Genomic DNA, 22,018 nt, shown 5'->3' with positions numbered 1-22,018 from the left:
GCGCCGTCGCGCGCGGGAGGGAGGCGCGGGCTACGCCGCGAGCGCCAGCCCGACCCGGCAGACCGCGCCGGACGTCGCCGCGGCCCGGGCCTCGCGGAGGCCGTCCGCGACCGCGACCGTCAGATCCAGCAGCGTCGTCTCCAGCGCGCCCGCCACGGCGGCGATCATCTCGCTGGAGGGCTCCTTCGCGCCGCGCTCCATCTCCGAGAGGTACTGCGGCGACACCCCGGCGCGCGCCGCCGTCTCCCCCAGCGTCTCGCCGCGATCGTGCCGCACCGCGCGGAGGCGGTCGCCGAGCATGTGCCGCCACAGCGGCTCCATGCCGCTCGCAGCGGGCTCGGGGCGGGACGGGGCCCCGGCGAGCCGGAGGCGGGACGGGGAAGCGGTTTCGGCCATGCGCGATGCTAGGACGGACGGCGCAGGCGCCCCCAGGTCCCTCCGCTCACAGCAGAACGGCTGACCGCCGCTCGCAGCGTCCGACCCGGAGCCGCCGCCGCCGGAGGCCCCGAGCACGACGGCAGGAATTCCCGAGCACGACGGCAGGAAGCACTCGCTTCAGCAGGAGGATCCGGCCGATCTCTTCCTGCCGAACCGGATTCTTCCTGCCGTCGTGCTCAGGACTCCTCCTGCGCCTCCAGCACGACAACGGGGTTGCCGTCCGGATCGCGCAGCGCGAACATCGCGGGCGCGAACGCGGTGCGGATCACCGCGTCGTCGACGTCGATCTCCGCCCGCTGCAGGGCCTCGCGCGTCAGGTCGATGTGCGGCGTCGCGATGCGGATGCCGAGCGGGACACCGCTCCCCTCGGCGACGAGCGCGACCGTGACCGGCGAGCCGGGCGGCGCGACCTCGATCCACCTCGAGCCCGGGCCCATCGGCACGTCCCGCCGCACCTCGAACCCCAGCACCCCGCGGTAGAACTCGAGCGCGCGGTCCTGGTCGGACACGGCCAGCGCGACGGTGACGATGACGCTCTCCGGAGTGCTCATCGTCGCAGTGAACACCCGGCGAGCGCTCTGCGCGAGCAGCTGCGGCGGATCCTCCGGTCCGGGGCCAGGATGAGCGCATGCGCCGCTACGGGGTCGTGACCGCCGTGCTCTACGACGTCTTCTCGGGCGAGCGCCCCCTGTACCGGCCAGGTCGGGTCGCGGCGGTCGAGTCCCTCCGCCTCGCGCCGGGCGACCGCGTGCTGGTGGTCGGCGCCGGTACCGGGCTCGACCTGCCGCTCATCGCCGCCGCGATCGGCGAGCAGGGCACGATCATCGCGGTCGACGACAGCGCCGTCATGCTGCGCCGAAGCCGGAGGCGCGGGCGCGACCTGCTCGGCCGGCCCCGCGCCGGCTGGCCCCGCATCCGCCCGGTCCTGGCCGACCTGACCCGCGCGCGGACGGTGCTGCCGCCCGGCGAGATCCCGGTCGACGCCGTGCTGGCCGTGAACACCCTCTCGCTCATCCCCGACTGGCGCAGGGCCTGGCGGACGGCCCTCGCCGCGGCCCGCCCCGGCGCCCGCGTCGCCGTGGCGGACATCGGGCGGCCGGTGCCGGGGAGGCCGGCGATCGCCGCCTGGTCGCGCTGGATCTCCGCGGTCGGCCTCGGCGACCTGGACGCCCGACCGTGGCGGGCGGTGGAGGAGGACCTCGAGCGCGACCGCCGATGGACCTTCTGGGCCGGGCACGTGCAGGTGCGGGCCGGGGACGTCCCGTGGGACGCCGTGCGCCGGGATGCGCCGACCGGCTGACCGCCTCAGCCCGCAGGAGCCTCGAGCACCTCCTCCGCGCGCTCCGTGCTGCCCTCCGCGAGGCCGCGATCGATCGCGCTGCGGGACGCGAGGACCATCACGCCGGCGACGACGAGCACCAGGGCCTCGGTGACCGTGAGCGCCCAGATGATCCCGGCCAGTCCGAACCACAGGTTCCCGAGGACCACGATCGGGACGAGCAGCACGCCCTGCGCCATCGACAGCACGATCGACGGCAGCACCCGGCCGGTCGCCTGGAGCAGCGACGTGAGCAGGCCGGTGAAGCCGTTCGCGATCATCGCCACCAGCTGCGCCGTGATGATCGTCACGCCGATCCCGAGGACGGCGGGATCGGTGATGAAGAGGCCGAGCACCTGATCGCGGAGCACGAAGACCGTGACCGAGAAGACCGCGGCGATGCCGCCGACGGCGACGGCGGCGGCGCGGACCGCCGAGACGAGCCGATGCCGGTCGCCCTTGCCGAACGCGTACGCGAGCAGCGGCAGCACCCCGAGCGTCACGCCCATGATCAAGAACTCCGGGACCTGGGCGATCCTGACGGCGACGCCCATCGCCGCCAGCGGGCCGTCGCCGTACCCGGCAGCGAGGTTGTTCAGCACCAGCGACGTGACGATCAGGAAGGCGGACTGCAGCAGCTCCCCCGCACCGACGCCGAGCACGGGCCGCACGATCGGAGGCGCCACGGTGAACCACCGGGGCGACAGGCTGACGTGCTCGCTGGTGCGCTGCAGGACGACGACGAAGTAGACGACCGTGATGAGGTTCGCCAGGCCGGTGGCGAGCGCCGCTCCCGCGACGCCCCACGGAAGCACGAGGATGAACAGGACGTCGAGCACGAGGTTCGCGACGGTGGACGCGATCAGCCCGATCATCGCCTGCCGCGCGGCACCGCCCGCCCGCACCAGCTGCTCGAGGCAGAACGCGGCAGCGAGCACCGGCACGAAGCCGAGGGTCACGGCGACGAACGCGGTGGTCGCCTGCAGGGCCGGGCCGTTCGCGCCGAGCAGCACGACGAGCGGCCGCAGCAGCAGCAGGCCGATGCCGCCGAGCACCGCGCCGACGGTCACGGAGCCCCAGAGGGCGAACGACGCGACGCCCTTGATCGCGCCGGCCTGCGACGGGTCCTTCTCGGACGCGCCGAGCAGGCGGGAGATCATCGCGCCGCCGCCGACGCCGAACACGCCGCCGACCGCCATGACGAGCCCGAGCAGCGGCGAGCCGAACGTGACGGCGGCGAGCAGCGCCGTGTCGTGCAGCGAGCCGATGAATCCGGCGTTGACGACGTTGTAGACGGCGCTCACGATCATCGCTGCCGCCATCGGCACGCACAGGTGCACGAGCGCGCGGACGAGCGGGGCGGCGGAGAGGTACCAGCGGTCGGTGCCGACAGCGGGCTCGGATGCGGGGCTGATGGACATGGTGGACTTCCTTCCGGGCAGGTGGGAGCACGCGCCGACGATCGCCGGCGCGGCGAGAAGAGGGCGCGCGTCGCGCCGGCGTGCGGCTAGCGCGTGAGCGGGGGCAGCCCGTCGGAGAGCTTCACGAGCAGCGCGTGGAGCGTCTCGCGCTCCTCCGCTGCGAGGGGCGCGAGGATCGAGTCGGTCGCCTCGCGCATGGCGACCTCCCAGCCGGCGATGACCTCCTCGCCCGCGGGAGTGGCGTGGACGCGCTTGCTGCGCTCGTCGCCGGGTTCGGTCCGGCGCTCGACGAGGCCGCGGCGCTCGAGACCCTGCAGCAGCAGCGAGACGTTCGCGGGCGTCGTCCTGGTCGTGTCGGCGATGTCCCGCTGGATCGACCCGGGGAACCGGACGAGGTAGCCGAGGGTGAAGGCCTGCTGGTGCGTGAGCTCGCGCTCGCGGATCCAGTCCTCGCCCGCCTTGCCGGCGGCCCAGGTCGCCCAGCGCATCAGGTCGATGCTGCTCGCGCGCTGCGCGTCGGATCCGGTCATGCTCAAGACTTTAATCATCAAGTGGCTGATCGTCAAGTACTCAACCGTGTGCAGCGCTGACTCCGGCTCGGTACCCCGCGGACTGAGGGTCGCGGTGAGAGTGCGCGCTCACGAGACTCTCCGGCGTGAGCATGACCGCGCCCGAACTCGCCCTGAGAGCGGCGACGCCCGACCTCGACGCCACGAGGATGGACGTCCTGCGGGCGGCGATCCGGTGCTTCCGCCAGCAGGCGTTCAACGAGGTGACGCTGCAGGGCGTCGCCGCGGCAGCCGGGCTCGAGCTCCGCGCGGTGCAGGCGCTGCACCCGACGCTGAACGACCTGGTCATCGTGACCGTTCGGGCCTGGAACGCCGAGCGCACGGGTCCGCTGCTGCCCGTCGCCGAGCAGGCCGGCGCGGTCGCGTTCCTGCGGGCCATGCTCACCGCGAACCTCGCCGACCCGGCGCTGATGCGGCTGCTGACCGCGATGGTCGACCTCGCTGCGACCCCCGGCCACCCCCTCGCACCGGCGCTGCAGCGGCAGTGGGGGCAGTTCCACGCGCACGTGCAGCGCACGCTGACGCACGACGTCGGGATCGGCCGCGAGTCGCCGTCGATGGAGCCCGCGGACGCCGCCGAGCAGCTGATCGCGATCTACGAGGGCCTGCAGCTGCAGTCGATGCTGCGTCCGACGATGGACGTCGTCGCATCCTTCGATCGCGCGGTCACCCGGTTCCGGGACGGCTGGGCGCACGACGAGACGCCCCACGTGTGGGACATCTGACCGCTCGAGCCGGGGTGGGCCGGCTGCTCACGCGGCGAGGTGGAAGGTGCTGGCGAAGCGGCCGAGCAGGTCGCCGCGCCCGCGCAGCACCTCCACGACCCCCGTCGCGATCGCGCGATCGGCAGCGAGCTCGCCCGAGATGAGCCGGCGGATGTCGGGGCCCGCGGCGAACGCGAGGTCGACGAGACCGTCCCCGCGCACCACCTCGAGCGCCGGGCCGTCCACCCGGATCAGCAGCTCCGCCGCGCCCAGCCGCGCCGCGTACGCGGTCGTCGGCAGGCCGGCCGCGACCTCGGGCCGGAACGCGGTGCGCAGGTCCATCGTCATCGAGTCGGGCGTGATCACCTGCTCCTCGCGCGCGTCGCCCAGGGCCTTGAAGCCCCACGCGCCGAGCGCCAGCACGACCGGCTCGAGCTCGCGGCCGTACGGCGTCAGCTCGTACACGATGACCCGGGACCGCGGCGCCCGGCGCAGCACGCCGGCCGCCTGCAGCTCCTTGAGCCGCGACGTGAGGATGTTGCTCGGGATGCGCGGCAGCCCCTCGGCGAGCTCGCTGTACCGCCGCGGCCCGACCAGCAGGTCGCGGACGATCAGCAGCGCCCAGCGCTCGCCGACGAGCTCCATCGCCCTCGTGACGGCCGAGTACTGCCCGTACTCGCGCGCGGCCACCGACCTCAGCCCTGCTGCTTCAGCGCCGCCTCCGGCCCCTGCGCCGCGGCGACCGGGTCCATCCAGCCGAAGTCGACGACGTTGCCGTCCGGGTCGGTGAGGCCGCGCTGGTACATGAAGCCGAAGTCCTGCGCCTGGCCGGGCTCCGCGCCTCCGGCAGCGAGGCCGGCCGCCGCCGCGGCGTCGACCTGCTCGCGGCTGTCGAGGAAGATCGCCGTGGCGGAGGCGGGGCTCACGGCCGGGTCGCCGATCGGCAGCTCGGTCATGGTCTGGAAGTAGTCCCGGACCAGGATCATGAAGTAGCTGTGGTCCTCCTCGACCACCACGCACGCCGCGTTGTGGTCGCTGAAGAGCGGGTTGATGGTGAAGCCAAGTGCCGTGTAGAACGCCTTCGAGCGCTCCAGGTCGGTCACCGGCAGGTTGACGAACATCGAAGTCATCGTGCTTCCCTCGGTCGGTCCGGATGTGGACGTCGTCCACACTTGCAAAAAGCAAGTTCCTCGTCAAGAGCGATTTGGACCGAGACGCGCGCGAGCGATCCGGCGCCGTCCCGAATCACGCCGTCGCGATGAGCCGCGCTCCACCGTCCGCCGCGTGCGCGCAGCCCACGCGTTCAGGATTGCGTACGTACGTGCACCCCTCGCACCATCCTCTGCACTGATCTTCGTAGGGTGCACCACGTGTGCGAGAACGATGAGGACGCCGACGACGGCTTCGCCTTCATCGAGCCGGACTGCCAGCGGTGCGACGCGCGGATGGACCCCTACGCGCTCGACTCAGGCATGGTGGTCCTGCGCTGCCCGGGCTGCGGGCTCGTCGCGATCTGAGGACCCGAGCCGGCGCGTCGCGTCCGGCGCCTCCGCGAACACGGCGCGGTAGCGCCGCGCGAACGAGGCCTCGCTGGGGAACCCCCACCTGATCGCGAGCCGCCGGACGTCGATCGGGGCGTCGCCGGCCTCCCGCAGCTCGGCGCGCGCCGCCATCAGGCGGGTGTCGCGCACGAACCGCATCGGGGTCGTCTCCAGCTCGCGCAGGAACGCCGCGTGCAGCCCGCGGAGGCTCAGACCGCTCGACCCGGCGAGCTCGACGGCCGAGAACGGCCGCTGCAGGTTCTCGTCGATGAACCGCAGCGCGCGGCGCACCGCGGCGTTCGCCGTCGCCGGTCCCGCGGCGCGCTCGTCCTCCACCTCCAGGGCGGAGTTCGGGAACACGTGCAGCAGCTGCGTGACGACCAGGTCCACGAGGCCCGTGGCGGCCAGATCGGCATCGGGCTCGTCGACCAGCTCGGTCAGCGTCCGCTCCGCGTAGACCATGGTGTTGCGCCACACCCGGTCGAGGGTCGGTGTGCTGGGCGCAGCGCTCCGGAACCGCAGCTGGAACGCGTCGTCCCCGGTCATCGCCCTCGCGCGGGCGACGAGCAGCTCCTCCGGCACCGCGAGGGACGCGAGATCGGGCGCGTCGAGATCGCAGTCGAGCAGCTCCGGGTGGAGGAACGGCCTGGACGTGTCGACGGATCGCTCGTCGTCGGTGTGGAAGACCAGCCCGCCCCGCAGCAGCGTGCTGGCGAGCAGCATGCGGCGGCAGTCGTGACGTCCGTCCCGGCTGCCGGTCCCGGCACCGGCCGCGCGCCAGCGGATCGAGCGCAGCCCCTGGGCCTCGAGGCGCCGGACGGCGACGTCGGTGGCACCGCGCTCGGGCGGCGCCATGTCGACCCCGTCGCCGAACGCGGCGCGGGTGACGGCGACGCCCTCGTCCAGGTCGGAGGTGCGTGCCTGGAAACGCGTGACGGAACCTGCCATGCCCGGATCCCCCTCGACTCGTGCGACCGGCGTCGCGGAACCATAAGGGACTTCGGCTGGGAGCCGGTTATCAGGGAGCGGGGGCGCGCTGCACCTCGATCCCCGTCGCCGTGCGGGCGTCGAAGGAGGCGCGAGCGGACTCGATCGTGCCGTGGTTGGCGACGGCCCAGTCCGCGAGCGCCGCCGCGGGCTCGAGGAGGGTGTGCCCGAGGCCGGTCAGGGTGTACTCGACCCGCGGGGGCACCTCGGCATGGACGACCCTGCTCAGCAGGCCGTCGCGCTCGAGGTGCCGCAGCGTCAGGGTCAGCATGCGCTGGGACACCCCGGGGATGTGCCGGCGCAGCTCGCTGAAGCGCAGCGTGCCCTCGCGCAGGGTCACGATCACGAGCAGGGACCACTTGTCGCCGATGCGGTCGAGCAGGGTGCGGATCGCGGCGCCGTCCTCGTCGTGGCCGCGGCACCGCGACTCGTAGCCCGACTTCGCGCGGGCGTCCGCGGACCATGGCATCCGGTTCATCCCCCCTCCGGGCACACCGATGTGCCTCCTTGCCGACGGGGTCCACGGTGACACATCATGTGGTCGGTCACAAGAAGTGACCACCTCGGAAGGACCCCTGTGCTCATCGCCCTCTGGATCGTCAGCGCCGTCGCCGCCCTCGCCTTCCTCGCTGCGGGCGGAATGAAGCTCGCGCGACCGCGTGAGGCGCTGGTCGCCGGCGGCATGGGCTGGGCGGCGGACTACACGCCGCCGGTCATCAAGCTGATCGCGGCGGCGGAGGTGCTGGGAGCGCTCGGTCTCGTCCTGCCGCTCGCGACCCGCATCGCGCCCGCGCTCGCGCCGGCTGCCGGGTTCGCGCTCGCGATCCTGATGATCGGCGCGGCGGTCGTCCACCTCCGCCGGCAGGAGACGCCGGTACCACCGCTGGTCCTCGCCGCGCTCGCGCTGGCGAGCGCGATCCTCGGCATAGTCGTCCTGCTGTGAGGGGAGCGGGCGACGGGACCTGCGGTGTCGGCCGGCGGGGCTAGGCACCGAGCGGCGGGGCAAGGGCGACCACGAGCCCTCTCATGATCCGGCGCGCCTCGTCCTGATCCTCCGCAGTCAGCGCCGAGAGCATGCGCCGCTCGACGACTGCCACGGCGGCACTCGCGCGGGCGAGATCGCGTCGACCCGATTCCGTGAGCCGCACCGGCAGCACCCTGCCGACCGGCGCGGCGGTCGGCCGCGTCACGGCGCCGTCGCGCTCGAGGGACTGCAGCAGCACGTTCATCGATTGCCGGGTCACGAACGCGCCGCGCGCGAGCGCCGAGCTCGACAGGCCAGGACGCTGCGCGAGCAGCTCGAGGCAGGAGTAGTGCGTCACGGTCATGCCCATGGGCTTCAGCACGGCCTCCATCGCTCCGCGGAGGGCGGTGGAGGCCTCCTTGAGCAGGTACCCGATCGATGTCTCCAGATCGATTCCGGCATCGGTTCCACTCATGTCAGGAGTCTGACATAGAGTCAGACATGTCAATCTTCTGACATGGAACGGAGTGCCATCATGCCGGTCACCGGACCCGACTTCATCTCGCTGCAGACCCGCGACCTCGAGCGCTCGGCGGCCTTCTACGAGCAGCACCTCGGGCTCGTCCGGTCGCACGCCGGCCCGCCGCACGCGGTGGTCTTCGAGACCCGGCCGATCGCGTTCGCGCTCCGCGACCTGGTTCCCGGGGTCGATCTCGACGCGGCCCCGCATCCTGGGGTCGGCGCGGCCGTCTGGCTGCACGGCGACGACGTGCAGGCGATCCACGACGCCCTGGTCGCCGCCGGAGCGACCATCGTGTCGGCTCCCGTCGACGGCCCGTTCGGCCGCACCTTCACCTTCGCGGACCCGGACGGCTACCGGATCACCCTCCACGACCGGGCTTGAACCGGGGCGGCGTCGTCGTCGGGAATCGAGCCGCGGCGAGCGGCGTCACCCCTTCGCGGAGAACCCCATCGCGTCGTTCAGCTGCGCGGTCCAGAGGATGTCGTCGGAGCGCTGCGCGTCCCTGCGCTGCTTCGCCCGGGTCACGTAGGCCTCCGGCTCGCCTGCGTCGAGGGCCGCCATGGTCTCCTCGACGAACTCGTCGAGCGGCATCGCCCGCGGGTCGGTCAGGTTGACGTCCATCAGGCCGGTCCTGGTGAAGGGCGGCGCCATCTCGATCACCTCCACCCCCGATCCGGCGAGGCGGTACCGCAAGGACAACGTGTAGGAGTGGAGCGCGGCCTTGGTCGCCGAGTACAGCGAGGACGACGCGAGTGGCGCGTAGCCGAGCATCGACGACACGGTGATGATCGTCGCGTCCGGTGTCGCCCGGAGATGCTCGATGAAGGCCGAGATCGTCCGGATCGGGCCGAGCAGGTTGGTGGCCACGATCCGTTCGAGCGCCTCGTCGTCGACGGGTGCCGCCGGGTCGTCGCCGAACATGATCCCGGCGTTGCTGATCAGCACGTCGAGGCCGGGATGCCGGTCGAGCACCTCCGCTGCCGCTCGCGTGATGCTGGCCGGATCGGCGACGTCGAGCAGGACGGAGTCCATGCCCGGGTTGGCCGCGACGACCTCGGCGAGCACGTCGGCTCGGCGACCCGCGACGATCACCGTGTCGCCGCGGGCATGGAACCGCTCGGCGAGCGCCCGCCCGATGCCGCTGCCGCCCCCGGTCAGCAGGATGGTGCTGCCGGTCGTCCTCATCGGTGCTCCAGCCGGTACTCGGCCCACTGCCGCCGCACGTACGCCTCGAAGCCGGTCGGTTCGCGGCCGAGCAACCAGGTCAGCACGTTGGGGTTGCCGACGAAGTCGTGCGCGCTGTATCGCGCGCTGATGGCGCGCAGCACCCGGGCCTCGTGCGGGAGCTGCGCGGGATCCCGGTCGCCGACCCAGGCGCGGAGGTAGGTGTCCGCGTCGATCTCGCGCACCGCGATCGGGCGCCCCACCACTCGCGCGATGATCTCCCCGAGGTCGTGCGCGGTGTACCGCCCAGGAGCGACGAGCTCGTAGGTGGCGCCGCGGTGCCGAGCCGGGTCCGACAGCACCTGCACGGCGACGTCGGTCACGTCGCCGAGATCGACGAGCGACTGCCTGCGGTCGAGCGACCAGGAGAGCTCGAACACGTCGCGCTCGAACGCCGGCTGCAGCTTGAGCGGCAGCATGTAGTTCGACGGCTGCAGGATCGTGAACTCGAGGTCGGATGCGAGCAGGTGCTCCTCCACATCCCGCTTGATCTCGTGCTGCACCAGGTCCGTGACGATCGAGTGCAGCACGGAGCTGAACACGAGGTGCCCGACGCCGGCGGCGCGGGCGGCATCGACGAGGACGAGCCCCATCTCGCGCTCCCGCGGGTGGAGGGTCGGGCCGACGTGGTAGACCGCGTCGACGCCGGTGACGGCACGCGCCGCGACTGCGGCATCCGAGACGTCCCCGGTCACGACGTCGTCGACGCCGAGCGCGCGGAGACGATCGGGGGACGCCGCGGACCGCACGCAGGCCCGCACCATGAACCCGGCGGCGAGCAGCTTCGGCACCAGCAACCGGCCCTGGTTGCCGGCTGCGGCGGTGACCAGGACGGTCGTCACCCGGCGGCCCGGCCCGACAGGCGCACCTCGCGGATCGCGCGGGAGGCGGTGATCGAGCCGGCCGGATCGCCCTCGACGAGCACGAGGTCCGCACGCAGGCCGACGGCGATGCGGCCCCGGTCGGGCAGGCCGAACCGGTCGGCGGCGGCGCCGGTCGCCGCGTGCAGCGCCTCCGCAGGGGTCAGGCCGGCTTCGACGAGCAGCTCGAGCTCGCGATGGACGCCCTCGCCGTACGGCACGTTCGCGGGCACGCCGGGCGCCTGGTTCGCGTCGGTGCCGAGCACGATCGGGACCCCGGCGGCGTGCAGGGCCGTGACGCTCGCCCGAGCATGTGCGTAGTCGAGGCCGGGCACGGGCACGTTGGCCGCGACCCCCTCCATCATGACCAGCGTCGGGACCACCGTCCGTCCGGACCGCAGCACCTCGTCGACGCCGGCGGCGTCGAGATCGGCGTCGAGCGGCGCGTGCGTCAGGACGTCCACCCCCGCGTCCTGGGCCATCCGGACCGCGTCGGTGTTCGACGCGTGGGCGACGACGAGCCGGCCAGCTGCATGCGCGGCCGTGACGATCGCACCGATCGCGTCGGTCTCCAGCCCCCCTCGCCCCGGCGGATCGACGATGACCTTGATGAAGTCGACGCCCTCCGACACCCGGGCCGCGACGAATCGGCGTCCCGCCTCCGCGTCCGCCACGATGCTGTCGCCCGGGCGCCCGGGCTGCCGTCCGAGCGGGTTGCCCGGACCCATCGCGGCGGCGCCGGTGCCCCGGACGTCCGTCGAGCCGGCGCGACGCAGGTCGCCGATGATCGTCGACCAGCTGCCCATGTCGAGCGCGGTCGTCACGCCCCAGCGCCCGAGGGCGAGCAGGTCGTCCGGCCCGCGCAGGTGCACATGCGCGTCGATGAGTCCGGGCAGCAGGGTTGCGCCCGACCCGTCGATCGTCGCCGCCCCCTCGGGGATCGGCGAGCCGGCCCGCTCGACGGCCGCGATGATCGACCCGTCCGTCGCCACGTCCCATCGGCCGTCGAGGAGGCGGTCGCCGTCGAACACCCGGACCCCGGTGAAGATCTCCGTCATCGCTGCTCCCGCCCGCATCCGGCGGCCCGGGTGGACCGCCCTGCTCGCTCGATCGTCATGCTGCCCCGGACAGGTCGAGCGCCGCCCGCACGATGGATGCCTCGTCGATGCCGTGCTCGCGGTAGGCGTCCTGGATCGTGCCGGTCTGCCCGAACTCCGTCACGCCGAGGTCGACGCTCCGTACCCGGTTCACGGTGGCGAGGAAGGACAGCGTGTGCGGGTGGCCGTCCAGCACGGTCACCATCGGTGCGGCGCGATCCGCCGGGAACACCGACTCGAGGACCGACGGATCGCCGTCCCCACGACCACGTCGTGCCCTCGTCGCCCGGTGGAGGCGGTCGGCGCTCGTGACGCAGACCACGTCCGCACCGATGCCGAGGGCGGCCAGATGGTCGCCGGCCTCCAGCACCTCGGGCATCAGAGCACCCATGCCGACGAGCGTGACGGCGGGCCGTTCGGCGCGGCGGATCGCGTACGCGCCGGCGACGACCGAGGCGCGACGACGCTCCCGCGCCACCGCGTCGGACGGCACTGCGGCGAGCGCCTGGTCGAGTCGGCGGGTCGAGAGCCGGAAGTAGCTGGACGAACCGCCCTCGTGGCCGAGCCGTGAGACGGCGTCGAGCAGGCACCACTCGAGGTCCTGCGTGAAGGCGGGCTCGAAGGCGACGCAGCCGGGCTGCTCGAGACCGATCGACGGCGTGATGATCGACTGGTGCGCGCCGCCCTCCGGCGCGAGGGTCACCCCGGACGGCGTGCCGACGAGGATCGACTGGCCACCGCCGTAGATGCCGAACGACCAGGGCTCCAGCGCGCGGCCGACGAACGGGTCGTAGAGGGTGCCGATCGGGAAGACCGGTTCGCCCCACCGGCTCCACGTCGCCCCGAGCTCCCCCAGCAGGCCGACCAGGTTGACCTCCGCGATCCCCAGCTCGATGTGCTGCCCGGTCGGCCGCTCACGCCAGTGGAGGATCGTCTCCGCGTCGTCGGAGAACCAGTTCTGCCGCTCGCTGGACGACCACGCGCCGACCTTGTTGAGCCAGCCGCCGAGGTTCGTGCTGGATGCGACGTCCGGGGCGACGGTGACGACCCGCCGCGCGATCGCGGGCGACTCCCTCGTCAGGTCGAGCAGGAAGCGGCCGAGACCCTGCTGCGTGGAGCTGTGGCCCACGATCCGGTGCCCGAAGTCCTTCGGCACCGCCATCCGGGCGTGGAGCCGGACCGGCTCGCGTCGCAGCCGAGCACCGACCGTCGCGCAGAGGTCCGCCTCCGCCGATCCCGCGGGGAAGCGCTGCCAGGGCGCTTCGACCCGCATGCCGAGCGCGGAAGCCAGCTCCGCCATCTGCGCGGGGGTGAGGAGGTTGGCGTGGTTCTGCGGGTGACCGGCGCTCGGCAGGCCGTGGCCCTTGATCGTGTAGGCGAAGACCACGGTCGGGCGGGTGTCGTCGATCGCATCGAACGCGTCCCGCAGGGCCGCGAGGTCGTGGCCGCCGAGGTTGCTGATGGTCCGCAGCACCACGGCGTCCGACAGCCCGCCGAGCAGGGCGGCGATCGCGGGCGCGTCCTCCCCCTCGCCCGGGAGCCGATCGCGCACCTGCTGGGGCGTGCACCGCAGCAGGCGCTGGTACTCGGGATTCGTCATCGTGTCGATCCGGCGCCGGAGCGCGGACCCGCCTTCCCGGGCGAACAGCTCCTCGAGGAGGTGGCCGTACTTCAGCGTGATGACCTGCCACCCCGCGGCCGCGAACATCCCCTGGAGGCGGGTCGCCGAGATGTTCGGCACGACCCGGTCCAGCGACTGCCGGTTGAAGTCGACGACCCAGACCAGCTCACCGAGCTCCGCGACGGCGGGGTCGAGCAGGGCCTCCCAGACGGCCCCCTCGTCCAGCTCGGCGTCACCGACCAACGAGTACTGCCGACCCCGCGACCGCTCCGCGCCGGTGAGGTCCGCCGTGTACCGACGGGCGATGGCCCCCCAGATCGGCGCGGTCGCGCCGATGCCGACCGACCCGGTCGAGTAGTCGACGGTGTCCGGATCCTTCGAGCGGCTGGGGTAGCTCTGCAGGCCGTGGAACGCGCGCAGCGAACCCATCTGCGACGGCTCGAGCTCGCCGAGCAGGAAGTGGATGGCGTGCAGGACGGGCGACGCGTGCGGCTTGACGGAGACCCGGTCCTCGGACCGGAGCGCGGTGAACCACAGCGCCGTCATGATCGAGACCATCGACGCGGACGACGCCTGGTGGCCGCCGACCTTCAGGCCGTCGGGGTCCCGGCGGTCCGGGGCGTTGGCCGCATCCACCATCGACGCCGAGAGCCAGAGGACCCGTTCCTCGATCTGCGCGAGCGGGTCGCCGGCCGCAGCCCCTCCGGTCGAGCCGATCCGGTCGGTGAGGGTCATCACGGTCTCCTTCGACGCGTTCGCTATACGGTATAGCACCACCGGTCGAGGTGGGCCAGCCGCTGCCGTGACACCATCGGCCGCGGAGCGCGCGATGCTGCGGCCGGACGACCAGGAGGCCCGATGACCACGACCGGTGCGGTGCGGTCCATCGCGGACCGCAACATCTCGGCCGTCGATCTCGTGACCGCCGAGATCCGCCGGGCCGTGCTGACCGGCGCCCTGCCGCCCGGGGAGCAGTTCTCGATCCGCGAGCTCGCCCGGCAGCTGGGAGTCAGCCACATCCCGATCCGGGAGGCGCTGCGCCGGCTCGAAGGACAGGGGCTGGTCGTGCTGACGCAGGCGCGCAGCGCCGCCGTCGCACCGCTCAGCACGGAGGATCTCACCGCGATCTACCGGCTGCGCCTACGCATCGAACCCGATCTCGCAGCGCGCTCGGCGGCATCGCGCACGCCGGAGTGGGTCGATCGGCTGGCCCGCGACCTGGAGGAGAGCCGGAACTCGGATCCGGATCGCGCGTGGCAGGGCCACTACGACTTCCACGAGGGTCTCGTCGCGCCCGCGGCCTCGTCGTGGGACCTCCGGCTGCTGCACACGCTGTGGACCGCGGCCGAGCGCTACACCCTGCTCGTCTTCGACCCGATCGTGGTCGACGACGACGAGCGGGAACGTCGGCACGCACGCCACCAGCGACTCCTCGACCGCGCCGCCGCCGGCGACGCCGGAGGGCTCGAGGCGGAGCTGTCCGCGCATCTCGAAGCGAACGAGCACGAGATCGCCCATCGGATCGAGGCGATCCTGCACCGCGTCGGCCACGCAGCGGAACCGAGATCGGACGAGTAGCGCTACACGATATAGCGGGCGTATGGTCACCCCATCCGCCCGCCGGGCGTCGACGACGACGTTGAAGGACCTGCGATGACGCACCCGATCCACCCCGCGGAGCCCGCTCGATGAAGGTCGGCGTGCTGGACGGCCGGACCGTGCTCGTCGTCGGCGACCGGGCGGTGGACGTCGAGGCCGCCAGCGGAGGCGCCGTCCCCGCGTCACCGGCCTCCGTCCTCGCCGTCTGGGCCGATCTGCTGCGCCTGTCCGAGCAGGTCGGCGACGCCGACGGCAGCGGCTCGGCCCCGCTCGATCCCGCGAGGCTCGAGCGCCCGGTGCCGGTGCCGCTGCAGGCGTTCGGCATCGGCGTCAACTACCTCGACCACGCGGGTGAGTCCGCGATGGACCTGCCGAGGAACCCCCTCGTCTTCCCGAAGTTCTCATCCTCGATCACCGGGCCGAACGACGAGGTCGTCGTCCGCACGGAGGCGCTCGACTGGGAGGCGGAGCTCGTCGTCGTGATCGGCAGCGAGTGCTTCGAGGTCGCCGAAGGGGACGTGCTCGCCGTCGTCGCCGGCTACACGATCGGGCAGGACCTCAGCGACCGGGTCGTGCAGTTCGAGGGCGGAGCGAACCCGCAGTTCGGCCTCGGCAAGTCCGGGCCCGGCTTCGGGCCGATCGGCCCCTGGGTGGTGTCCGCTGACGAGATCGGCGCCGAGCCGCACCTCGCCATCCGCTGCGAGGTCGACGGCGTGACGAAGCAGTCATCGGACACCGAACACCTGATCTTCGGCGTCCCCGCACTCGTGTCCTACCTGTCCTCCCGCGTCCGGCTGCACCCCGGCGACCTGATCTTCACCGGCACGCCCGCCGGGGTCGGCTGGAGCCGCGATCCGCGGGAGACCCTCCATGCCGGAAGCCGCATCGAGACGACGATCGACGGGATCGGCACCCTGACCACCCGGTTCGTCGCACCGTGAGCGTGGCACCGACGCGCTTCCCGGACGGGAGCGTCACCGATCCCGCCGAGTGCATCATCTGCGGTCTCGAGGGCGCCCCGGAGGAGGCGGTCGTCTTCCGGGACGACGACTGGGCGTGCGAGGTCCTGCCGGGCTTCGAGGTACCCGGGTGGTACTTCCTCCGCCTGCGGAGGCATGCGCTCGGCTGGGGCGAGCTGACCCGCGCCGACCTCACCGGATTCGGCCCGACGGCCCAGCGGCTGATGCTGGCGCTCGAGGAGACGTTCGACGCCCCGGCCCGCTACCTGATGACGTTCGGTGAGGCCTACCCGCACTTCCACGCCGTCGTCACGGTCCGCGGGGACGACGTCCCGCCCGAGTCGCGCAGCGGCGCCATCCTCGCCCTCCGCGCGAGCCGGGTCGACCGCGCCGCGGCGCTCGCCCACGTGCCGGACGTCCGCGCCGCGCTGGCCCGGATCCGAGCGCTCGAGCCCACCGACTGACCAGCACCCGACGCACGAGAGGGAGACACCGATGTCGAACGAGACCGTCACCGACTCCTCCGAGACCCTGAAGGTCGACGAGGAGCGGTTCACCCCCACGGCCGAGCCGCAGGCGCCGCTCAACCGCGCCACCGCGCGGCCGGTCATCCCGCCGACGCTGCACCACACGACCTTCACGACGATGCGGCTCGACGAGATGGTCGGCTGGTACGAGAAGGTGGCCGGCCTGCTGCCCGTGTTCTGGGGCGACGGCGCCGCATGGCTGTCGAACGACGCGGCGAACCACCGGATCGCGCTGCTCTCCCCTCCGGGGCTGAAGCACCCGGAGGACAAGGGCCACACGACCGGGATCCACCACACCGCGTTCGAGTTCGCGACCTTCGACCAGTGGCTGGACAACTACATCCGGCTGCGGGACCACGGGATCCTGCCGTGGCTGACCCTCGACCACGGCATCACGATGTCCGTGTACTACCAGGACCCGGACGGCAACCGCGTGGAGATCCAGGTCGACGGCTTCGGCGACTGGGCCGACTCGAAGCAGTGGATCGCCTCGAACATCGAGTTCGCGACGAACCCGATCGGCACCTACTTCGATCCGGAGCGGCTCGTGGCCGCCAGGGAGCAGGGCCTCGGGTTCAAGGAGATCCACGAGCGCGCCCGGGCCGGCGAGTACCTGCCGGCGCACATCCCCGACGACATCTTCCTGCCCGACCTCTACTGAGACCGGTGGGGCGGTCGCACCCGGACCCCTCCACCCCTGAAGGAACCGTCCACCATGACCGCCACCGCCGCCGGTTCGAGCGCCGTCGACGCCGACGTCGTCCCCGTCGTCGTCGTCGGCGGCGGGCCGGTCGGCCTCGCCCTCGCGACCGAGCTGGGCCTCCAGGGGATCGCGTGCGCGGTGATCGAGCCGCGCGCGGAGGTCTCGACCGTCCGGCCGCGGGCCAAGACCACCTCGGCGCGGTCGATGGAGCTCTTCCGCCGATGGGGTCTCGCGGACCGTCTTCGCGCCCGCGCACCGATCCCGGTCGACTGGTCCGGCGACGTCGTCTTCTGCACCACGGCCGCCGGAGCCGAGGTCACCCGCTTCACGGGCACGCTCGGGCTCGATCTGTCCGGAAGCGACCTGGTCGCCGAGGCGGGGCAGCAGATCGGCCAGCCGGTGGTCGAGCAGGTCCTGCGCGAGTCCCTCGCGGAGGCGGACGGCGTGACGGTGCTGCTCGGCAGCCGGGCGATCCGCATCGACGCGGACGAGGACGGCGTCGACGTCCTCGTCGAGGATGCCGCGGGGCGGTCGTCGGCGCTGCGCGCCCGCTACGTCGTGGGTGCGGACGGCGCGCGCAGCATCGTGCGGGAGGCGATGGGAGCCGGGTACGAGGGCGGGAACGCCGGGAAGCCCAACCTCTCGATCGTGTTCCGCTCCGCCCGGCTCGGCGGCCTGATCCACGACCGCGCGGTCCACCGCTGGATCCTGAACCCGGCCGCCCCGGGCGTCGTCGGCCCGCTCGATCTCGGCGACGTGTGGTGGGCGATCGCCACCGGCCGACCCGAGGACGACCGCGACGCCGACCCGGCCGCCCTGGTCCGGGCGATGGTCGGCGCCGACATCGACGTCGACGTGCTCGGCACCGACCCGTGGCAGGCGCGGTCGCTGCTCGCCGGCAGCTACCGCAGCGGGCGGCTGCTGCTCGTCGGCGACGCGGCGCACCAGAACCCGCCCTGGGGCGGGCACGGGTTCAACACCGGGATCGGCGACGCCGCGAACCTCGGCTGGAAGCTCGCCGCGGTGCTGCAGGGATGGGCGCCTCCGGCGCTGCTCGACACCTACGAGACCGAGCGCCGCCCGGTCGCCGCCGCCACGATCGCGATCGCCGGCCGGAACGCGAGGACCCTGGCCACGGAGCTCGCCTCCGACGAGCTGATGGCGGGCCCCGACCGGTTCGCCGCCGCGAGGCCTGCCGCCGCCGCGACCGTGCAGCGGACGAAGCACATCGAGTTCCACTGCCTCGGCCTGGTGCTCGGGTACGGCTACGGCGAGGGGGCGGGCGACCAGACGACGGACGGCGCGGACTTCCACCCCGTGGCGGCGGTCGGCAACCGCCTGCCGCACCACTGGATCGGTCCCGGCGACTCGCTGTACGACCATCTCGGCGCCGGGATGACGGCGATCGGCGACGACGCGGACACCGCCTCCCTGGTGGCTGCGGCCGTGCGGCGAGGGATCCCGATCGCGGCCGTCCCCGGCGGTCTCGTGGACGCCCTCGAGCGCTTCGGCGCCGCCGTCGTGCTGGTCCGACCCGACCAGCACATCGCCTGGCTCGGCCAGGCCCTCACGCCCGCCGAGGCCGACGAGGTCCTCGACGGCGTGCTCGCGCGCGGTCTGCTCGAGCGCACCGCTCGAGCCGAGGCGCTCCCCACCGCGTGACCCCCCTCCGGCACCGACGCCGGACCCCACCGATCAGATCGAAGAGGACCGCACCATGAGCGAGACCACCGAGTTCACCCACACCGTCACCTCCGACGGGCCTGCGAACGGCATGACCTTCTCCGCCCGCCGGCGGCACGACGCCCCAGTCTCGGACGGCGCGCCGCTCGTGGTCGCGCTGCCCGGCGGCACCTACTCGTCGATCTACTTCGACGTCCCCGGCCAGTCGCTGCTCGACAGCGCAGAAGCCGTCGGTGTCCCGGTGATCGCGGTCGACCGGCCCGGCTACCGCGGCAGCACCGCCGTCGAGCCGGGCGAGTCGATCATCCTGCGCAACGCGGAGGTGCTGGACCACCTCATCGGCGACCTGTGGGCCGCCTTCGGGGCCGGCCTCGCGGGCGTCGTGGTGATCGGCCACTCGATCGGCGGAGCGGTGACCACCGCCCTCGCCGCGCGGCACCCATCCTGGCCGCTGCTCGGCATCGCCGTCTCGGGCTGCCTGGTGCGGGTGCCGAGCGAGAGCGGCGCCGCGTGGGCCGCGCTGCCGGACCTCGAGTTCGTCGAGCTGCCCGGCCAGATCAAGGACTTCGTGATGTACGGGCCGGAGTGGACGCACACCGCAGCGATGCCGGAGGCGGGTCACGCCGCCGACGCCCCCGTGCCGAAGGCCGAGCTGCTGGACATCACGGGCGGCTGGGTGGAGCGGATGCGGAACGTCGCCGCGGAGGTGCGGGTGCCCGTGCACAGCCGGCAGGGCGAGTTCGATCACCTCTGGGTGACCGACGACGGCGAGGTCGCCGAGTTCCGGTCGGCGTTCACCGCTGCGCCGTGGGTCGACGCGCGACTGGTGCCGACCGCGGGCCACTGCATCGACTTCCACCTCGCCGGCCGTGCGTTCCAGCTCGAGCAGCTCGCCTTCGCGCTCGAGTGCGCGGTCCAGTCGGCCCGACCGGCGCCCGAGCCGAGCGACGCGCTGGTGGGCACCGCGTAGACCAGTGGGCGCGTCGGCTCACCGGCTCAGGGCACGTAGACCAGACGCCCGCGGTCCGACCAGGTGGCGGCGACGTCGTCGAGCGCGCGCTCCTGCACCTCCACGGCGATGACGTCCTTCGCCGCGAGGTCGAGGGCCGCGTCGACCATGTCACGGCGCCGTTCGTGCGAGTACGCACCCGCGCCGCTCCCCCACACGTGCAGGTCGCTCATCCTGAGCAGCATCGAGTCGAGCGGCACGTGGACCCCGCCGAGCGCCCCGAGGTTGACCCAGTCGATGCGGTGCTGCGGGTTCGGAGCGGTGCGCGCGAGCACGGGAAGGGCCCTCGCCGCGGTCTCACCCCACAGGAAGTCCAGCACGACGTCGACCCCGTCCGACCCGATGCGCTCGAGCGCGCCTTCGAGGCCGTCGTCGATCGGGACGACCTCATCGGCGCCGCGCTCGACGGTCCTCCTCAGGGCGTCGCCCTCGCGGCCGACCGCGACGACCCGCTTCGCGCCGAGGTGCTTCGCGATCGGCACCGCGACGGTCCCCGCGGCGCCCGTCGCACCGATGACGAGCACGGTCGGCGTCGCGCCGGGCTCGAGGATCCTCGTCAGCGGCAGCCAGGAGGCGAACGCGGCGTTGACGACGGCAGCGGCCTGCACCGCGGACAGCCCCTGCGGGACCGGCCGGATCGCCGCGCGGGAGACGGCAGCGCGCTCGGCGATGGTCCCCCACGGCGACCGGACGCCCGGCACGTACACGAGCGAGCCGTCCGGAAGCCGCCCCACCCCGTCCACGCCCGCCACCATCGGCGGCCTCGCCGCGCTCGAGTAGTGCTTGCCGGCGGCGACCAGACGGACCAGGTTCGACACGGCCGCGGCGCGGACGTCGACGACCACCTCGCCGTCGGCGGGCTCGGGTTCCGCGAACTCGCCGAGCACGGGCGGTTGGGAGAAGTCGGTGACGACCGCGGCACGCATGACGTCAGCCTGGCACGCACGACCCACGGGACGTCCCTTCCGGGCGACGGGCCCGCGACGTAGGCTACTTGCTAGGTAGCAAACAGAATCGAGGGAGGAACGCATGTCCGATCGCATCGCGCTCATCACCGGCGCCAACCAGGGTGTCGGCAAACAGGTCGCCAAGGAGCTGGCCGAGCACGGCGTCACCGTGCTCGTCGGATCCCGGGACCTCCGACGCGGCGAGGACGCCGCCGCGGAGATCGGCGCCGGCGCCCGCGCCGTCCGGATCGACGTCACGGATCACGCCTCCATCGCCGCTGCTGCGGTGTTCGTGGAGACCGAGTTCGGTCGTCTCGACCTGCTCGTCAACAACGCCGGCATCTCGAACACCGGAGGAGGCGACGCGACACCGGAGGAGCGGGCAGCCCGGTCGCGGGCGAGCACCGCGTCGCTCGATGAGATCCGCGCCGTCTGGGACGTCAACGTCTTCGGCGTGCTCGCGGTCTACCAGGCCATGCTGCCGCTGCTGCGGAAGGGCGTCGACGCGCGCATCGTGAACGTCTCGAGCGGCGTCGGCTCGCTCACCACGAACGCGGACCCGAGCTACCCGTACCACGCGATGTTCGGTCCGGTGTACCCCGCGTCGAAGGCCGCGGAGAACGCGATGACGCTGGCCATGATGGTCGAGCTGGAGTCGACCGACATCAGGATCAACCTCGTCTCACCGGCGTACACGAGCACGGCGCTGAACAACTTCAGCGGCACCGAGTCGATCGAGGACGGGTCCCGCGAGGTCGTGCGCGTCGCGCTGCTCGGCCCCGACGGCCCCACCGGCACGTTCACCCGATGGGAGGACGCCGCGATCCCGTGGTAACCATGTCGGGTGCCTGACGGCTCCGAAGCGCGCACCGACTCCGTCGGGGCCTGGGCGAAGAAGCAGTACCTCCTGTCCCGGGCTCTGACCGAGGCGACGTTGCGCCCGTGGTCGCTGGGCCGCACGCAGTGGCTCGTGCTCTGGCAGCTCGTCCACGGGGGGTCGACGCCCCAGCGCGAGATGGGCCGGCTGCTCGAGATCGAGCGAGCGACGCTCAGCGGGATCGTGGGCGCCCTCGTGCGGAAGGGGCTCGTCAGCCAGGAGGCGGACACGGGCGATCAGCGCCAGCGGACCCTGCACCTCACCGATGCCGGGATGGCGCTCTGGGCCGAGCTGCCCGACCCCGTCGCCGTCGCCACCGAGGTCGCCTTCGGCGGCATGGACCCCGCGGACCTGGCCGTGGCCCGCGGCGTGCTGCAGGAGGCGACGCGGCGCCTCACCGAGCATCTCGCCGCTCGGACCGACTCGGGGACGGACGCCTGAGGGCGG

26 protein-coding genes are annotated in these 22,018 nt (G+C 72.9%); 12 read left to right on the top strand and 14 right to left on the bottom strand.

From position 1 onward, the window contains the following. Positions 1-30: 30 nt before the first annotated feature. Complete coding sequence (locus ACFE60_RS01860; RefSeq protein ID WP_375387136.1) at positions 31-396, bottom strand: helix-turn-helix domain-containing protein; 366 nt, start codon at positions 394-396, stop codon at positions 31-33. A gap of 218 nt (positions 397-614) precedes the next feature. Beyond that, positions 615-989, bottom strand: coding sequence for a VOC family protein (locus tag ACFE60_RS01855; protein WP_375387135.1), 375 nt, complete (start codon positions 987-989; stop codon positions 615-617). A 77-nt stretch (positions 990-1,066) separates the two neighbouring features. On the opposite strand from ACFE60_RS01855, the gene ACFE60_RS01850 reads away from it, so the two are divergent. Beyond that, positions 1,067-1,738 (top strand): class I SAM-dependent methyltransferase, encoded by a 672-nt coding sequence (locus ACFE60_RS01850; protein ID WP_375387134.1) that lies wholly within the window; start codon positions 1,067-1,069, stop codon positions 1,736-1,738. Between the two features lie 5 nt (positions 1,739-1,743). Here ACFE60_RS01850 and ACFE60_RS01845 read toward each other — a convergent pair whose 3' ends face one another. Both ACFE60_RS01845 and ACFE60_RS01840 read right to left on the bottom strand, forming a co-directional pair. Further along, positions 1,744-3,177, bottom strand: a complete 1,434-nt coding sequence (locus tag ACFE60_RS01845; RefSeq protein ID WP_375387133.1) for an MATE family efflux transporter — start codon at positions 3,175-3,177, stop codon at positions 1,744-1,746. Positions 3,178-3,263: 86 nt separating this feature from the next. Further along, positions 3,264-3,707 (bottom strand): MarR family winged helix-turn-helix transcriptional regulator, encoded by a 444-nt coding sequence (locus ACFE60_RS01840; protein ID WP_375387132.1) that lies wholly within the window; start codon positions 3,705-3,707, stop codon positions 3,264-3,266. Between the two features lie 131 nt (positions 3,708-3,838). Here ACFE60_RS01840 and ACFE60_RS01835 point away from each other — a divergent pair, with 131 nt between their 5' ends. Beyond that, on the top strand, positions 3,839-4,471 hold the full coding sequence (locus tag ACFE60_RS01835) for a TetR/AcrR family transcriptional regulator (protein ID WP_375387131.1): 633 nt from the start codon (positions 3,839-3,841) through the stop codon (positions 4,469-4,471). A 27-nt stretch (positions 4,472-4,498) separates the two neighbouring features. On the opposite strand, the gene ACFE60_RS01830 is transcribed toward ACFE60_RS01835, so the two are convergent. From ACFE60_RS01830 to ACFE60_RS01815, 4 genes are all read right to left on the bottom strand, one after another. Then, on the bottom strand, positions 4,499-5,140 hold the full coding sequence (locus tag ACFE60_RS01830; protein ID WP_375387130.1) for a winged helix-turn-helix transcriptional regulator: 642 nt from the start codon (positions 5,138-5,140) through the stop codon (positions 4,499-4,501). Positions 5,141-5,145: 5 nt separating this feature from the next. Further along, positions 5,146-5,580: a VOC family protein gene (locus ACFE60_RS01825; protein WP_375387129.1), complete on the bottom strand. Its 435-nt coding sequence runs from the start codon at positions 5,578-5,580 to the stop codon at positions 5,146-5,148. 336 nt (positions 5,581-5,916) lie between these two features. Next, positions 5,917-6,939 carry a helix-turn-helix domain-containing protein gene (locus tag ACFE60_RS01820; protein ID WP_375387128.1) on the bottom strand — a complete coding sequence of 341 codons (1,023 nt, stop codon included), beginning with the start codon at positions 6,937-6,939 and terminating at the stop codon, positions 5,917-5,919. A 70-nt stretch (positions 6,940-7,009) separates the two neighbouring features. Then, positions 7,010-7,447, bottom strand: a complete 438-nt coding sequence (locus ACFE60_RS01815) for a winged helix-turn-helix transcriptional regulator (RefSeq protein WP_375387127.1) — start codon at positions 7,445-7,447, stop codon at positions 7,010-7,012. Between the two features lie 108 nt (positions 7,448-7,555). On the opposite strand from ACFE60_RS01815, the gene ACFE60_RS01810 reads away from it, so the two are divergent. After that, entirely contained in the window at positions 7,556-7,921 is a 366-nt protein-coding gene (locus tag ACFE60_RS01810; protein WP_375387126.1) for a DoxX family protein, read from the top strand. A 40-nt stretch (positions 7,922-7,961) separates the two neighbouring features. Here the strand turns inward: ACFE60_RS01810 and ACFE60_RS01805 are convergent, their stop codons facing one another. After that, positions 7,962-8,417: a MarR family winged helix-turn-helix transcriptional regulator gene (locus ACFE60_RS01805; RefSeq protein WP_375387125.1), complete on the bottom strand. Its 456-nt coding sequence runs from the start codon at positions 8,415-8,417 to the stop codon at positions 7,962-7,964. 60 nt (positions 8,418-8,477) lie between these two features. Between ACFE60_RS01805 and ACFE60_RS01800 the strand changes: the two genes are divergently transcribed. Further along, positions 8,478-8,846: a VOC family protein gene (locus tag ACFE60_RS01800; RefSeq protein ID WP_375387124.1), complete on the top strand. Its 369-nt coding sequence runs from the start codon at positions 8,478-8,480 to the stop codon at positions 8,844-8,846. Between the two features lie 45 nt (positions 8,847-8,891). On the opposite strand, the gene ACFE60_RS01795 is transcribed toward ACFE60_RS01800, so the two are convergent. From ACFE60_RS01795 to ACFE60_RS01780, 4 genes are read right to left on the bottom strand one after another with little or no spacing between them, the layout of a single operon-like run. After that, a complete protein-coding gene (locus tag ACFE60_RS01795; RefSeq protein WP_375387123.1) occupies positions 8,892-9,650 on the bottom strand; it encodes an SDR family oxidoreductase in 759 nt (252 codons plus the stop codon). Further along, positions 9,647-10,531, bottom strand: a complete 885-nt coding sequence (locus tag ACFE60_RS01790) for an SDR family oxidoreductase (RefSeq protein ID WP_375387122.1) — start codon at positions 10,529-10,531, stop codon at positions 9,647-9,649. The genes ACFE60_RS01795 and ACFE60_RS01790 overlap by 4 nt, the downstream gene beginning before the upstream one ends. Continuing rightward, positions 10,528-11,607, bottom strand: coding sequence for an amidohydrolase family protein (locus tag ACFE60_RS01785; RefSeq protein WP_375387121.1), 1,080 nt, complete (start codon positions 11,605-11,607; stop codon positions 10,528-10,530). The genes ACFE60_RS01790 and ACFE60_RS01785 overlap by 4 nt, the downstream gene beginning before the upstream one ends. A gap of 55 nt (positions 11,608-11,662) precedes the next feature. Next, positions 11,663-14,002: a pyruvate dehydrogenase gene (locus tag ACFE60_RS01780; protein ID WP_375387120.1), complete on the bottom strand. Its 2,340-nt coding sequence runs from the start codon at positions 14,000-14,002 to the stop codon at positions 11,663-11,665. Between the two features lie 123 nt (positions 14,003-14,125). On the opposite strand from ACFE60_RS01780, the gene ACFE60_RS01775 reads away from it, so the two are divergent. The 6 genes from ACFE60_RS01775 to ACFE60_RS01750 all read left to right on the top strand — a co-directional run bounded on the left by ACFE60_RS01775 (position 14,126) and on the right by ACFE60_RS01750 (position 19,708). Beyond that, a complete protein-coding gene (locus tag ACFE60_RS01775) occupies positions 14,126-14,845 on the top strand; it encodes a GntR family transcriptional regulator (RefSeq protein WP_375387119.1) in 720 nt (239 codons plus the stop codon). A gap of 110 nt (positions 14,846-14,955) precedes the next feature. After that, a complete protein-coding gene (locus ACFE60_RS01770; RefSeq protein ID WP_375387118.1) occupies positions 14,956-15,807 on the top strand; it encodes a fumarylacetoacetate hydrolase family protein in 852 nt (283 codons plus the stop codon). Then, positions 15,804-16,289: a hypothetical protein gene (locus ACFE60_RS01765; protein WP_375387117.1), complete on the top strand. Its 486-nt coding sequence runs from the start codon at positions 15,804-15,806 to the stop codon at positions 16,287-16,289. Before ACFE60_RS01770 ends, ACFE60_RS01765 begins: the two co-directional genes overlap by 4 nt. A gap of 31 nt (positions 16,290-16,320) precedes the next feature. After that, a complete protein-coding gene (locus tag ACFE60_RS01760; protein ID WP_375387116.1) occupies positions 16,321-17,013 on the top strand; it encodes a VOC family protein in 693 nt (230 codons plus the stop codon). Between the two features lie 54 nt (positions 17,014-17,067). Beyond that, on the top strand, positions 17,068-18,717 hold the full coding sequence (locus tag ACFE60_RS01755) for an FAD-dependent monooxygenase (RefSeq protein ID WP_375387115.1): 1,650 nt from the start codon (positions 17,068-17,070) through the stop codon (positions 18,715-18,717). Between the two features lie 55 nt (positions 18,718-18,772). Beyond that, positions 18,773-19,708 carry an alpha/beta fold hydrolase gene (locus ACFE60_RS01750; protein WP_375387114.1) on the top strand — a complete coding sequence of 312 codons (936 nt, stop codon included), beginning with the start codon at positions 18,773-18,775 and terminating at the stop codon, positions 19,706-19,708. A 26-nt stretch (positions 19,709-19,734) separates the two neighbouring features. On the opposite strand, the gene ACFE60_RS01745 is transcribed toward ACFE60_RS01750, so the two are convergent. Continuing rightward, positions 19,735-20,673, bottom strand: coding sequence for a zinc-binding dehydrogenase (locus tag ACFE60_RS01745; protein WP_375387113.1), 939 nt, complete (start codon positions 20,671-20,673; stop codon positions 19,735-19,737). Positions 20,674-20,776: 103 nt separating this feature from the next. On the opposite strand from ACFE60_RS01745, the gene ACFE60_RS01740 reads away from it, so the two are divergent. Together ACFE60_RS01740 and ACFE60_RS01735 are read left to right on the top strand one after the other, a co-directional pair. Continuing rightward, positions 20,777-21,529, top strand: a complete 753-nt coding sequence (locus ACFE60_RS01740; protein ID WP_375387112.1) for an SDR family NAD(P)-dependent oxidoreductase — start codon at positions 20,777-20,779, stop codon at positions 21,527-21,529. Positions 21,530-21,538: 9 nt separating this feature from the next. After that, complete coding sequence (locus tag ACFE60_RS01735) at positions 21,539-22,012, top strand: MarR family winged helix-turn-helix transcriptional regulator (protein WP_375387111.1); 474 nt, start codon at positions 21,539-21,541, stop codon at positions 22,010-22,012. The last annotated feature ends 6 nt before the right edge of the window (positions 22,013-22,018 follow it).

It is taken from the genome of uncultured Amnibacterium sp., assembly GCF_964245895.1.
Classification (GTDB): Bacteria; Actinomycetota; Actinomycetes; order Actinomycetales; family Microbacteriaceae; genus Amnibacterium.
This window is presented reverse-complemented; position numbering and strand designations above follow the sequence as displayed.